Origin of the sequence: Nonomuraea mangrovi (assembly GCF_042681425.1) — a bacterium.
In the GTDB taxonomy this organism is placed as follows: Bacteria; Actinomycetota; Actinomycetes; order Streptosporangiales; family Streptosporangiaceae; genus Nonomuraea; species Nonomuraea mangrovi.
Window position 1 is genome coordinate 108469 of the sequence record NZ_JBHUFV010000079.1, and the last position, 12634, is coordinate 121102.

Genomic DNA, 12634 nt, shown 5'->3' on the forward strand with positions numbered 1-12634 from the left:
GCCGCCGGATAGCGTGCTGGGCGTGGACTTCACCAGACGGCTGACCCGCGGCCAGCTCATCGCGCTCGACTGCGCGGCCGGCTGGGTGGTCGCGCTGGTGGCCATGACGTCCGCGGCCGACGCGCCGGTGCCGCTGTGGGGCAAGGCGGTCTTCGCGCTCGGGCTGGGGGCCCCGCTGGCGGTGCGCAGGCTGTGGCCGGTGGGCGTCTTCGTCGTGGTCCTCGCGGTGGCGCTGGCGGCCGGCTTCTCCGGCGTGGTGAGCGGCGCCTACGTCGCGCCCGCGTACGCGCTCTACATGGTGGCGCTGTCCCGCTCGGGCAGGGCGCCGACGACCGCGATCGCGGTCGTCACGGTGGTGGCCGTCCTGGCGCTGGCCGTGGCGGGCGCTCCGGTGGGCTGGGCGCGCGGGGCGGGGGACGTCGTCCTGGGAATCGCGGCGCTGGGCGGGTCGTGGACGGTGGGGCGGGCGGTGCGCGAGCGGCGGATCTACGCGGCGCGCGCGGCCGAGCGGCTGGTCACCGAGGAGCGGTTGCGCATCGCCCGCGAACTGCACGACGTCGTCGCGCACAGCATGGGCCTCATCGCGGTCAAGGCGGGCGTCGCCAACCATGTGATGCGCACCAGGCCGGAGGAGGCGCACGACGCCCTGAAGGTGATCGAGACCGCGAGCCGCGACGCGCTGACGGAGATGCGTCACCTGCTGGGCGTGCTGCGCACCGAGCCGCCGGACCTGCGTCCCGTGCCTGAGCTCGGCGAGCTGGCCGAGCGCGCCAGGCTCGCGGGCGTGCGGGTCGAGCTGGCGGCGTCGGGGCTGGAAGGGCTTCCTGACGGCGTAAGGCTGGCCGTCCACCGCATCGTGCAGGAGGCGCTCACGAACGTCGTCAAGCACGCCGCCCCCGCCCGCTGCACGGTGACGGTGGCGGCCGACGGGGCGCGGGCGCGGGTCGAGGTGACCGACGACGGCCCCGGACACGGGGTGCTGCCGCAGAAGGGCGATCACCAGGGTCACGGCCTGGTCGGGATGAGAGAGAGGGTCATGATGTACGGCGGAGCGTTCTCGGCGGGGCCGCGCCCCGAAGGCGGCTTCCGCGTGGCCGCGACGATTCCCTACGCATGATCCGCGTCCTCATCGCCGACGACCAGGTCCTGCTGCGCGGCAGCTTCAGGGTGCTGGTGGACAACGAGCCCGATCTCGGCGTCGTCGGCGAGGCCGGCACGGGCGCGCGGGCGGTCGAGCTCGCCATGGCCACCCGACCCGACGTGGTGCTGATGGACGTCAGGATGCCGGAGATGGACGGCATCGAGGCCACCCGCAGGATCGGCGACACGGCCAAGGTGCTGATCGTGACCATGTTCGACCTCGACGCCTACGTCTACGCGGCGCTGCGGGCCGGGGCGTCGGGGTTCCTGCTCAAGGACACCCCGCCCGCCGACCTGCTGGCGGCGATCAGAGTCGTCGCCGCGGGGGAGGCGCTGCTGGCGCCCACGGTCACGCGCAGGCTCATCGAGGAGTACGCGCGCCCCTCGGTGCGCGGGCTCGAAGGGATCACCGGCAGGGAGCGCGAGGTTCTGACGCTGATCGCGCGCGGCCTGTCCAACACCGAGATCACCGAACACCTGCATCTCAGCATGGCCACCGTCAAGACGCACATCGGCCGCCTGCTGACCAAGCTCGGAGCCCGCGACAGGGCCCAACTGGTCATCGCCGCGTACGAAAGCGGGCTCGTTGTACGGTCGGGGACATGAAGGTCGTATTCCGCAAGTACGGCGGCTCCCTCCACTGGCACCACCCGGCCAGGCTGCTCGGCGAGGACGTACACGGTGTGTGGGTGGGATGCGAGGCGGGCACGACGGGGGCGAAGGGCGACGGGCCTCCGGTGGTGTGGGAGCGCGCGTTCGTGATGCTGTTCCCGAGGAACGAGTGGTGGGTCGCGCTGTTCAACGACGAGGGCCACAAGCTGGACGTCTACGTCGACGTCACCACGGTCCCCGAGTGGAACGACGGCGAGGTGACGATGGTCGACCTGGACCTCGACGTGGTCCGCACGCGGGAGGGGCGAGTGTTCGTCGACGACGAGGACGAGTTCGCCGACCACCAGGTGCTGCTGGGCTACCCGCCCGAGGTGATCGCGCAGGCGGAGAGCGCGGCGGCGGCGCTCACGAAGGCCGTCACCGACCGCCTCGCCCCGTTCGACGGTGCCACCCACCTGCCCTATCTCTCCCAGGTTCGCTGACCGCGGTCCTGCGCCCGGCGCGACGGCCCCCCGGGCTCACAGGATCCGGGGAGCGGGGTGGCTAGGAGCGGGCGAGCCGGAGGGCCTCGGAGAGGGCGCTCATGCGCGCGGGGGAGGCGAGGCCCACGTGATACAGGTGCAGCTCGTCCGCCCCCGCCTTCGTGAAGGCGGCGAACGAGGCGGCCAGATCCTCGGCGGCGGCGGGCTTGGGCGGCAGGAACAGCGCGTAGGCGCCGAGCCGCTGTCCCTCCGCGAGGTTCGCCGACAGCCGTTCGAGGTTGGAGGTGGCTTCTTCGGGGGTGCCCCAGCACATGGCCACCAGCCCGTCGAGCGAGGGATCGCCGGCGTGGAGCGTGGCGAACGGGCCCGCCGCCCACGGGTCGGGGTTGGCGTGGGTCCTGATCGGCAGGCCTGGTGCCAGCTCCCGCACCGCCGCGACGAGCCTGGCCCGCAGCGAGGCCGCCAGCCCCGTCCGCCGGTCGCGCACGCCGTCGGCCGAGTCCCCGAGAGTCTCCTCCACCGACCCCGCCGGTCGCGCCGCCCCTGATGCCTTCGCCGATGCCGGCAGGCCGGGCGCCGGCCCCTCTCCTGGGGAGGCGGGCAGGCCGTCGACGCCGGAGCGGACCAGCGCTCGCAGCCGGTCGGGGTCGGCGTAGCCGGGGACGCAGGCCGGACAGAAGCAGAGCGAGAGCAGCGCCGCCTGCACGGACGTCCAGTCGGCGCCGCCGGTCTTCTCGTGGACGCTCTGGTGGCCGAATCCCATCGGGCCGCACGCCTCCAGGATGATCCCGTCGGGCGCCCCCACCGAGACGATCTCCCGCACCAGCCGCTCGCAGTACTCGCCGACGTCCTCGTGCGAGGGGCACAGGGCGTAGGGGTAAGGGTCGCCGAAGGCGTTGCGCACGACCAGGTCGGGGTGGGCGGCGCCGAGGTGGCTGCTGTGGGTCAGGACGGTCCACGCGTGCACGGGCAGGCCGGCGGCTCTGAGCGCGTCGCGCGCATGGAGGAAGGAGTCGGGCGTGGTCCACGTCGGGTTCGGCGGGACGAGGCGGCCCCATGCCGCCTGCCGTACCGGGAGGTAGAAGGCGGAGTAGGGCACGTCGAGCACCCGGTGCGCGGGATGGAAGGGGGTGGCGGCGCGGGTGGAGTGGTAGGAGGCGGCCAGCGCGACCGCGTCCACGCCGAGCGCGGCGAGCCTGGCGGGCGCGGCGGGGTCGCCGACGATGTCCCACGGGTAGACGTAGGCGATGTTCACGGGCGTCACCAGCGAGGGCGGCTGTTGACGAACGAGGGGTCGAACCTGCGCATGTAGCCGGTGTCGTCGCGCGAGGTGAGCCCGCACTTGAGGTACTGCTCGTGCATCACCGCGAGCGCGTCCCTGTCCAGCTCGACCCCGAGCCCGGGTCCCGTGGGCACGGGCACCGCGCCGTCGACGAACCGGAGCGCGCCCGGCGCCACGACGTCCTGCCCGTCCTGCCACGGTGTGTGCGTGTCGCAGGCGGTGGCGACGTTCGGGACGGCGGCGGCCAGGTGCGTCATCGCGGCCAGGCTGATCCCGAGGTGGCTGTTGGAGTGCATCGACAGCGAGATCCCGAAGGTCTCGCACAGCCGCGCGAGCTGCACGGAGCGCGCCAGGCCGCCCCAGTAGTGGTGGTCGGACAGCAGCACCCCGATCGCCCCCTCCCTGATGGCGGGCGGCAGGTGCTCGAAGGTCACCACGCACATGTTGGTCGCCAGGGGCATCGGGGCCTGATTCGCGACGGCCGCCATGCCGGAGATGCCGGCGGTGGGGTCTTCCAGGTATTCCAGGGTCCCGTCCAGGGCGCGGGCGACCTCGATCGAGGTCTCGACCGACCAGACCGCGTTCGGGTCGAGGCGGAGCGGGTGGTCGGGGAAGGCCTCGCGCAGCGCGCGGATCGCCTCGACCTCCCGCATGGGCTCGAACACGCCGCCCTTGAGCTTGATGGAGCGGAAGCCGTACTCCTCGATCAGCAGACGGGCCTGCGCCACGATGCCTTCGGGGTCGAGCGCCGCGCCGAACCTGTCGTCCGGCTCTCCGGGGTGGCCCGCCCACTTGTAGAAGAGGTAGGCGCTGTACGGCACGGCCTGCCGTACGGCGCCGCCGAGCAGGTCGCTCACCGGACGGCCCGTCGCCTTGCCGCGGATGTCCAGGCAGGCGACCTCGAACGGCGAGTAGACCCTGTCGACGCTCTTCTCCTTGGTGGCCGCGCCGGTCAGCCCGTGCAGGTCGCTGACGACGTCGCCGACGAGGGCGGAGACGCGGGAGTAGATCTCGTTCTGGGCGTGTACGTCCAGGCCGATGAGGGCAGAGGCCGCGGAGCGCACCTTTTCCAGGTGGCCCAGGTCCCCGTAGGTCTCGCCGAGCCCTGAGAGGCCCTCGTCGGTAGCGACCTCGACGATCGTGCGCAGCGCCCACGGTTCGTGGACTCCGGCGGCGTTGAGCAGGGGCGGGTCGCGGAAGGCGACCGGGGTGACAGTGATCTCTCTAATGTTCATATATGTGAACAACCGCCAGAATTGTGGACGACTGTCGGTACTGTAAGAATCGGGCCGAGCGAGTGTCAAGGGCACGCTAGAGTGAAGTGTGATATTGCATAGGGGTGAAGCGATGATCCACGCATATGACCCGCGCACCGGCGAGACCTTCGGCGAGGGGATTCCCGAGACCACCGACGCCGGCGTCGACGCGGCCGTCGAGGCCGCCGACGCGGCGGGAGTCGCCTGGCGGACGGCGAGCAGGCCCGAGGTGCTCGAGGCCGTCGCCGCCGCGCTGGAGGCCAACGTCGACCGGCTGTGGGCCGTGGCCGACAGGGAGACCGCGCTGGGCGAGACCAGGTTGCGCGGGGAGGTCGCCCGCGCGGCCGGCCAGTTCAGGCTCTTCGCCGACGTGCTGCGCGACGGCGGGTACCTGGAGGCGATCATCTCGGTGCAGGCGGACGTGCGCCGGATGAACCGCCCGCTGCACGGGGTCGTCGGCGTCTTCTCGGCGTCGAACTTCCCGTTCGCGTTCTCCGTGGCGGGCGGCGACACCGCCTCGGCGCTCGCCGCCGGATGCCCCGTCGTCGTCAAGGCGCACCCCGCGCACCCGCTGACGTCCGAGCTGTCGGCCGAGATCATCAGGTCGGCGCTGCCCGACCCCGCGCTCCTCGGCCTGGTCCACGGCCTGTCGGCGGGCAAGCGGCTCGTCCAGCACCCCGATGTGGTCGCGGTCGGCTTCACCGGGTCGATTCCCGGCGGCAAGGCCATCCAGGCGCTCATCGACGAACGCGAGGAGCCGATCCCGTTCTACGGCGAGCTGGGCAGCGTGAACCCCGTCGTCGTGCTGCCCTCCGCCGCGCGCGAGGGGCTCGCCGACGGCTTCGCCGCCTCGCTCACGCTCGGCACCGGACAGTTCTGCACCAACCCTGGCCTGGTCTTCGCCCCCGACGACGCCGACCTCGTCGCCTCCCTCGGGGCGGCGGTCGCGGGCAGCAACGGCTCGGCGATGCTGAGCTCGCGCATCAGGGAGGGCTACCTCCAGGGCCTCGAGCGCCTGTCCAAGCTCACCCTGCTGGCCGAGGGCACACAGGGCGACGGGGAGTGGGCGGTCGCGCCCAAGGTCTTCACCATCGACCTGGCCGCCTTCGCCGCCCAGCTGCCCTCGGTCGCCGAGGAGTGCTTCGGCCCCTCGTCGATCGTGATCACCTACAACGACGTGGCCGAGCTCGTCGAGGTGCTGGGACGGCTCGACGGCTCCCTCACCGCCACGGTGCACGCCACCGACACGGCCGAGGCCGTCCCGGTCGCGGAGGCGCTGGCGGGGAAGGCCGGGCGGCTCATCTGGAACGGCTGGCCGACCGGCGTGGCGGTGTGCTGGGCGATGCACCACGGCGGTCCATGGCCGGCCAGCACCTCGCCCGAGCACACCTCGGTGGGCGCGATGGCGATCCGCAGGTGGCTGCGTCCGACGGCGTACCAGGGGTGGCCGCAGGAGCTGCTCCCGGCGGAACTGCGCGACGACAACCCGGTGGGCGTGCCGCAGCGCATCGACGGCTGACACCGGCGGTCGCGGGGCCGGGCGAACGCTCTCGGCCCCGCGGCCACCCGGCGCGCAGGGCGGGCCAGGGGAGGGCTAACCCGCGAGCTCCAGCCCCGCCGCAATGATGCGCTCGAGCTCGGCCACGTGTTCCGGGGCCGGGTCCACCAGCGGCGCGCGCACACCGCCCACGTCCAGCCCCCGCAGCCGCACCCCCGCCTTCACCAGCGACACCGCGTACCCAGGCACCAGGTCCCTGAGCTCCACCAATGGCAGGTAGAAGCTCGTGAGCAGCCGCTGCACCATCACCTCGTCGCCGCCCGTCACCGCCTTGTGGAAGGCCAGCGCGATCTCCGGCGCGAACGCGAACACCGCGCTCGAGTACAGCGGCACCCCGAGCCCCCGGTAGGCGGGCACGGTCAGCTCGGCCGTCGGCAGCCCGTTGAAGAACGTGAACGGGCGGTCCGTCGCTTGCCGTACGCGGAGGATGATCCGCTGCAGCAGGTCGAAGTCCCCCAGCCCGTCCTTGAACCCGATGACGCTGGGCAGCGAGGTCAACTCCGCCACGGCCGAGGGCGTGAAGCGGGCCGTACCACGCTGGTAGACGATGATCGGCAGGTCGGTGACGGCCGCGACCTGGCGCACGTAGCCGACCAGGCCGGTCGCGGGGGCGCTCACGAGGTAGGGCGGCATGAGCAGCAGCCCGTCGGCGCCCGCCTCGGTGGCGGCTCGCGCGCACGCCTGGGCGAACGGCAGCGACCCGCCCGCGCCGGAGAGCACGGGCACCTGCCCCGCGGCGGCTGACACGGAGGTGGAGACCACGGAGGAGTACTCTTCCAGCGCCAAGGCGTTGAACTCGCCTGTGCCGCAGGCGGCGAACACTCCTCCTGCCCCCGCCGCGACCCCCTTGGCCACGTGGACGGCCAGCGTGCGGCCGTTCACGGAGCCGTCGTCACCGAAGGGCGTCACAGGGAAGAAGAGAACACCATCAAGACGCATTTCTTTCCTCCAGAGAACGCGCCGGATGATGTGTTATCGGATGCCCTCCCGGCGCAGAGTGGCAGCGAACCTGCGGGTGTGCCTGATGACCGCCTCGGCGATCCGCTCGATCTCCTCGTGGGGCAGCCCCGCGGGCATCGAGCAGCTGATGGCGTCGGTGGCGGGGATGCGGTAGTCCACCGCCACGGCCACGCAGGCCACGCCAGGAGTGCCCTGCTCGCGTTCGAGCGCGTAGCCGCGGGCGCGGACCTGGTCGAGTTCGTCGGTGAGCTTGGCCAGGTCGGTGATCGAGTGCCCGGTGAGGGCCGGCAGCGGGTCGGGCAGCAGCGCGGCCACCTCGTCGTCGGTCAGCTGCGCCAGCAGCGCCTGGCCGAGCGCGGTGACGCTCGCGGGCAGCCTGCGGCCCACCCTCGAGATCGCGTGCCGGTCGCGCGACTCCCTGGTGGCCAGGTAGAGGACATGCGCGTCGTCGCGGCGGGCGAAGTGGACCGTGTGCCCGATCTCCTCCCTCAGGTCCTCCAGCGCGTCGTGCGCCAGCGGCAGGGCGGGGTCCTTGTCCAGGTAGGCGGTGCCGGTCAGCAGCGCGTGCGGGCCGATCCCGAAGGAGGATACGCCGGGCTCCGTCTCGATCCACTTCAGCTCGACGAGCGTGCGCATGAGGGCGTGCAGGCTGCTGCGGGGGAAGCCGGTGCGCTGCTGGAGCTCCGACAGCGTCAGGCGCTCCGGCGAGGCCGCCAGCGTTTCGAGGATGCGGACCGTTCGCTCGGCCGACTTGACCATCGAGGGCTCCATGGGTGACAGAATAATGGATGCCATCCATATACATGGACATCTAACCCTTGATAGCGCCGCTGGTAAGACCGCGCATGAACTGCCGCTGGAAGGCCAGGAAGGCGATCACCGACGGCAGCAGTGCCAGCAGCGACGCGGCCAGCAGGATGCCGATGCCGACCTCCTCGTCCGAGCGGAGCGAGCGCAGCGCGATCGGCAGCGTCCAGTGATCCGACTCGTTGGCCACGATCAGCGGCAGCAGGTACTGGTCCCAGATCATGGTGAACCCGAAGACGCCGATCACGCCGAGCGCGGGCTTGCACAGCGGCAGGATGATGGTGAAGAACGTGCGCAGCTCGCCCGCGCCGTCGATCTTCGCGGCCTCCTCCAGCTCGACCGGCACCTCCTTCATGAACTCGGTCATGACCAGGATCGAGAAGCCCCACGCGCCGACCGGAAGGATCATGCCCGCGTAGGAGTCGATGAGGTTGGCGTGGATGAGCGGCATGTCGGCCAGCACCAGCGAGAGCGGGATCGCGATGATCTCCTCGGGCAGCATCATCGTGGCCAGCATGATCAGCATGACGAACGCCATGCCCCTGAACCTCTTGCGCGCCAGCGAGTAGGCGGCGAAGACGCTCACCACCATCTGCAGCGCCAGCCCGAACCCGACGACCACGAAGGAGTTGAACAGGTAGAGGTAGACGTTCTTCTCCGCCGCCTGGGTGAAGTTCTCCAGCGTGAACTCGTCGGGCCACAGCGTGAAGCTGGTCGGGTCGAGCGTCTTGCTGAACGCGCTGACGAGCAGGCCGACCAGCGGGCCGGTGAAGACCAGCACCATCATCGAGTAGAGCAGGACCTTGCCCGCCGTCGCCGGCGGCCCCTTGCGGGACTCCAGGCCGAGCGCGCTGTCGAATCTCATGCCGCCTGCCTCCTGCGCATCAGCTGGACCACCACGGTGAGCGCCAGGGTGGCCGCGAACAGCACGATGCCTCCCGCTGCCGCGATGCCCAGCTCGCTGCGCTGGAACCCGAGCTTGTAGATGAGGGTCATGAGCACCTCGGACGAGCCGTTCGGCCCGCCGTTGGTGAGCACGTACACCTCGACGAAGACCCGCAGTCCCCGGATGGCCGCCAGCGTGAAGAGGATCCAGAAGACGGGCCGCAATGCGGGCAGCGTGATGTGGCGCAGCCTGGACCAGGTGCTCGCCCCGTCCACCGCCGCCGCCTCGTACAGGGTCCTGTCGATCCCGACCAGCCCGGCCAGGAAGATCATCATGTCGTACGGCGTGCCCCGCCAGATGCTCATCCCCATGATCGACCACAGCGACGAGTGCTCGCTGGCCAGGAACGGCTGGGGGTCGAGGGCGATCCAGCCGAGGATGCTGTTGAGCAGGCCGGTGTCGGCCGGGTGGTACATGATCCGCCACACCTCGGCCACCGCCGCCATCGTGGTGACCACCGGCAGGAACGCCGCGGTCCTGACGAACCACAGGTAGCGGGCCGGACCCTCGATGAGCAGGGCGAACGCCAGACCGAGGAGCAGTGACCCGATCGTCGTGCCCACGGCCAGGACGAGGCTGTGCCAGACGGCGCTGACGAACGCGTCGTCGGACATGATCGTCCGGTAGTTGTCGAGCCCGACCCACTCGTCGCCAAGGAAGGGCTGGACCTTGAAGAAGCTCATCCGCAGGCCCTCGAACATGGGGATGAACTTGAAGTACAGGAACAGGATCAGCGCGGGGGAGAGGAACAGCCACGCGACGGCGGTGCCGCGCCACCGCCCCTGTCGGGGGCGGCGACGCGGTGCCGTGCGCTGCTCCGGCCGCGTGAGCGTCGTGGTCACGATGCCTTCTGGGCCTGCAGTTCCGAGGTCAGCTTGGCCGCCAGGCCGTCCATGCCCGCCTTCACGTCGGCGCCGCAGTCGGCCCACACCGCGTTGATGGCGTCGGCCGAGGTCTGCCTGATGGGCGCCCAGTTGGGGACGGGGGAGCTGTAGACGGCGTCGGCGTAGGCCTCCTGGAACACCTTCCACCGCGGGTCGGTACGCTCGGCGGCCATGTCGACGCCCTTGTTGACCGGCAGCCTGACGATGGCGCCGTTCGCGTCCTTGTTCATGCCGATCCGCTGGCCCTCGGGGGAGACGGCGAACTCGGCGAACTTCTGCTGGCCGTCCTCGTTGCCCGAGCCGGCCATGAGGTAGACGTTCTCGCCCTCGCCGAGGGTGCCGGGACCGCCCGAGGGGCCCTTGGGCACCTTGACGACCTCGAGCTTGTCGGTGCCGATGCTCTTGACGAACCGGGCCAGCACGTAGGGGCCGACCAGGTAGATGCCGCCCTGGCCCTTCTCGAAAACCTCGTGGGTGACGGTGGTGTCGTTGCTGACCGCGCCGGGGTTGACGGTCTTGGCGACGCAGAACTGGTCCTGCAGCCACTTGACCGCCTCGACGGTCTTGGGGTCGGCGACCGCGGGGGCGAACTTGCCGCCGCCGCTGTCGGTGAGGAAGTTGCCGCCGTTGGCGTAGATGAGGGAGGAGGCGTACCAGGAGGCGTAGCCGCGCTTGGTGCCCGCAGGGGCGACGAAGCCGTAGGTGTCCTTCTGGCCGTTGCCGTCGGGGTCCTGCTCGGTGAACGCCTTGGCCAGCTTCGCCAGATCGTCCCAGGTCTGCGGAGGTTGCAGGCCGACCTTCTCCCTCCAGTCCTTCCTGATGATCAGAGCGAACGCCTGGGCGGAGAACGGCGCCGCGTAGTACTTCCCGTTGCCGGCCTGGGCGGCCTGCCACGCCCGGTCGGCGAGCTGGTCGCCGCCCTTGAGCTTGGCCTTGTCGACCTCGCGCAGCCAGCCCTGCGTCTGCATGTTGCCGAGCTGTGCGGTGTCGTTGATGACGATGTCAGGCAGGTTCTTCTGCGCCGCCTGCTGCTGCAGCTTGGTCTCGAAGTCGTCGAAGAGGGCGACGACCTTCGTCTTGACCCCGCTGGCCTTGGTGAACGCGTCGGCCAGCTTCACCGCTGTCTTGGCGGAGTCGGAGTCCGGCGCCTGCCGGATCCAGATCTCCAGGGCGTCGTCGCCAGAACCCCCGCCGGAGCCGCAGCCGGACAGGGTGACGGCGAGCGCCGTGACAATCGCGGCCCCGAGCAGATGACGTGGCATCAGACCGCCTCCTTGTTCACATACGTGGATGGGTTTCGCGGATGTGTATTTCGTTCATGCGACCGTAACGAGTGGCCTAGATCACGTCAATATTCCATGTATGTGAATTCAGGTCAGAGCCGTGTACAACAGTCACCATGCGCATCCTTGTCACCGGCGCGGCCGGGAAAGTCGGCACCCTGCTCCGCCCGCTGCTGGCCCGCGAGGGACGGATCCTCCGCCTGTCCGACCTGGTCCCCCTGGAGGCGGGACCCGGCGAGGAGGTCGTCGTCGCCGACCTCGCGGACGCCGCCGCCATGGCCGTCGCCATGAAGGACGTCGACGCCGTCATCCACCTCGGCGGCCAGAGCCGCGAGCACCCGTGGGCCGACATCGTCGAGGCCAACATGAACGGCACCTACGTGCTGATGGAGGCCGCCCGCCAGGAGGGGGTACGGCACGTCGTGCTCATGGGCAGCCACCACTCGGTCGGCTTCCACACCCGCCCCGACGGCGGCGCCGAACTGCCCGACTACGCCTTCCCCCGGCCCGACACGCTGTACGGCGTGAGCAAGGTCGTGATGGAGGCGCTGGGCAGCCTGTACCACGACAGGTTCGGGATGAACGTGACGATCGTCAGGCTCGGCACCTGCAACGAGGGTTCGGGCGACACCAGGGGCCTCGCCACCTGGATCTCGCCCGGTGACTGCGCCCGCCTCCTGGAGGCGGCCATGGAGGCGACGGGGTACCACGTGGTGTGGGGCGTGTCCGACAACACGCGCAGGTGGTGGTCCCTGGACGAGGCGAAGGCGATCGGCTACGAGTCGCGCGACGACTCCGAGGGGCACGCCGCCCCGATCATCGCCGAGCAGGGCGAACCCGACCTGACCGAACCCCTGCACGACAGGGTCGGCGGCGTGTTCACCCTGCACGAGCTGGGCGGGCGCTGGTGAAACCCCATAGGCAGTGATCGCGGCACCCGACCTCCCGGGGCACAAACGGTTCCCGGGTCGCCTGTCGACCCGGGAACCGTCTCGGACAGCGGCAGGCGTTCTCGCTCCGGCACATCCGCCGGCGCAGGAGCGGCCTGGAGCTCCGCCGGCGCGAACTGGTCGGAAACCTTGGGCGCCCGATCCATGGGGGCGGGCACCTGATGGCAACCGGTTTCCCTCCGCCTCCGGCCGGTCGGGAACCCGCGCTTCGGTCGGTCCTGGCCTCCGGGTGGCGGCGTGGAGCTTCCGCCGGCGACGTCAAGGCCTACGTGTCGCTCGCCGCCGCAAGCGCTTGCACCGCCCACGGGGTGTCGAGCTCCGAGTAGAGCGCCAGTCGCTCCGCGCAGGTGGCGACCAGCTCGCGCATGCCCGGCAGGACCCGGTCCTCGCCGGTGATCTCCTGGCGGACGTCGGCGATCGGTACCGGGTCGGGCGCGACCCTGACGGCCTCCAGCACGCGGGTGAAGGCCAGAG

The 12634-nt window shown here is 70.9% G+C and carries 13 protein-coding genes; 5 read left to right on the forward strand and 8 right to left on the reverse strand.

The annotated features are described in order from the left end of the window. Positions 1 to 22 precede the first annotated feature (22 nt). From ACFSKW_RS46845 to ACFSKW_RS46855, 3 genes are read left to right on the forward strand one after another with little or no spacing between them, the layout of a single operon-like run. A complete protein-coding gene (locus ACFSKW_RS46845) occupies positions 23 to 1117 on the forward strand; it encodes a sensor histidine kinase (protein ID WP_379581096.1) in 1095 nt (364 codons plus the stop codon). After that, entirely contained in the window at positions 1114 to 1746 is a 633-nt protein-coding gene (locus ACFSKW_RS46850) for a response regulator (RefSeq protein WP_379581097.1), read from the forward strand. Before ACFSKW_RS46845 ends, ACFSKW_RS46850 begins: the two co-directional genes overlap by 4 nt. After that, positions 1743 to 2234 carry a DUF402 domain-containing protein gene (locus tag ACFSKW_RS46855; protein WP_379581098.1) on the forward strand — a complete coding sequence of 164 codons (492 nt, stop codon included), beginning with the start codon at positions 1743 to 1745 and terminating at the stop codon, positions 2232 to 2234. The genes ACFSKW_RS46850 and ACFSKW_RS46855 overlap by 4 nt, the downstream gene beginning before the upstream one ends. 61 nt (positions 2235 to 2295) lie before the next feature. Here ACFSKW_RS46855 and ACFSKW_RS46860 read toward each other — a convergent pair whose 3' ends face one another. Next, complete coding sequence (locus ACFSKW_RS46860; RefSeq protein ID WP_379581099.1) at positions 2296 to 3489, reverse strand: alpha-amylase family protein; 1194 nt, start codon at positions 3487 to 3489, stop codon at positions 2296 to 2298. Between the two features lie 5 nt (positions 3490 to 3494). Continuing rightward, on the reverse strand, positions 3495 to 4751 hold the full coding sequence (locus ACFSKW_RS46865) for a glucarate dehydratase family protein (RefSeq protein WP_379581100.1): 1257 nt from the start codon (positions 4749 to 4751) through the stop codon (positions 3495 to 3497). A gap of 112 nt (positions 4752 to 4863) precedes the next feature. Between ACFSKW_RS46865 and ACFSKW_RS46870 the strand changes: the two genes are divergently transcribed. Next, positions 4864 to 6291, forward strand: coding sequence for an aldehyde dehydrogenase (NADP(+)) (locus ACFSKW_RS46870; protein WP_379581101.1), 1428 nt, complete (start codon positions 4864 to 4866; stop codon positions 6289 to 6291). A gap of 75 nt (positions 6292 to 6366) precedes the next feature. Here the strand turns inward: ACFSKW_RS46870 and ACFSKW_RS46875 are convergent, their stop codons facing one another. From ACFSKW_RS46875 to ACFSKW_RS46895, 5 genes are read right to left on the reverse strand one after another with little or no spacing between them, the layout of a single operon-like run. Continuing rightward, positions 6367 to 7269 (reverse strand): 5-dehydro-4-deoxyglucarate dehydratase, encoded by a 903-nt coding sequence (locus ACFSKW_RS46875; protein WP_379581102.1) that lies wholly within the window; start codon positions 7267 to 7269, stop codon positions 6367 to 6369. Between the two features lie 33 nt (positions 7270 to 7302). Beyond that, a complete protein-coding gene (locus tag ACFSKW_RS46880; RefSeq protein WP_379581103.1) occupies positions 7303 to 8061 on the reverse strand; it encodes an IclR family transcriptional regulator in 759 nt (252 codons plus the stop codon). A gap of 40 nt (positions 8062 to 8101) precedes the next feature. Further along, positions 8102 to 8962: a carbohydrate ABC transporter permease gene (locus ACFSKW_RS46885; RefSeq protein ID WP_379581104.1), complete on the reverse strand. Its 861-nt coding sequence runs from the start codon at positions 8960 to 8962 to the stop codon at positions 8102 to 8104. Further along, complete coding sequence (locus ACFSKW_RS46890) at positions 8959 to 9885, reverse strand: carbohydrate ABC transporter permease (protein ID WP_379581105.1); 927 nt, start codon at positions 9883 to 9885, stop codon at positions 8959 to 8961. The genes ACFSKW_RS46885 and ACFSKW_RS46890 overlap by 4 nt, the downstream gene beginning before the upstream one ends. Continuing rightward, positions 9882 to 11189 (reverse strand): ABC transporter substrate-binding protein, encoded by a 1308-nt coding sequence (locus tag ACFSKW_RS46895; protein WP_379581106.1) that lies wholly within the window; start codon positions 11187 to 11189, stop codon positions 9882 to 9884. Before ACFSKW_RS46895 ends, ACFSKW_RS46890 begins: the two co-directional genes overlap by 4 nt. Positions 11190 to 11326: 137 nt before the next feature. Here ACFSKW_RS46895 and ACFSKW_RS46900 point away from each other — a divergent pair, with 137 nt between their 5' ends. Then, positions 11327 to 12121, forward strand: a complete 795-nt coding sequence (locus tag ACFSKW_RS46900; protein WP_379581107.1) for an NAD-dependent epimerase/dehydratase family protein — start codon at positions 11327 to 11329, stop codon at positions 12119 to 12121. Between the two features lie 304 nt (positions 12122 to 12425). Here ACFSKW_RS46900 and ACFSKW_RS46905 read toward each other — a convergent pair whose 3' ends face one another. Continuing rightward, positions 12426 to 12617 (reverse strand): hypothetical protein, encoded by a 192-nt coding sequence (locus ACFSKW_RS46905; protein ID WP_379581108.1) that lies wholly within the window; start codon positions 12615 to 12617, stop codon positions 12426 to 12428. Positions 12618 to 12634 lie beyond the last annotated feature (17 nt).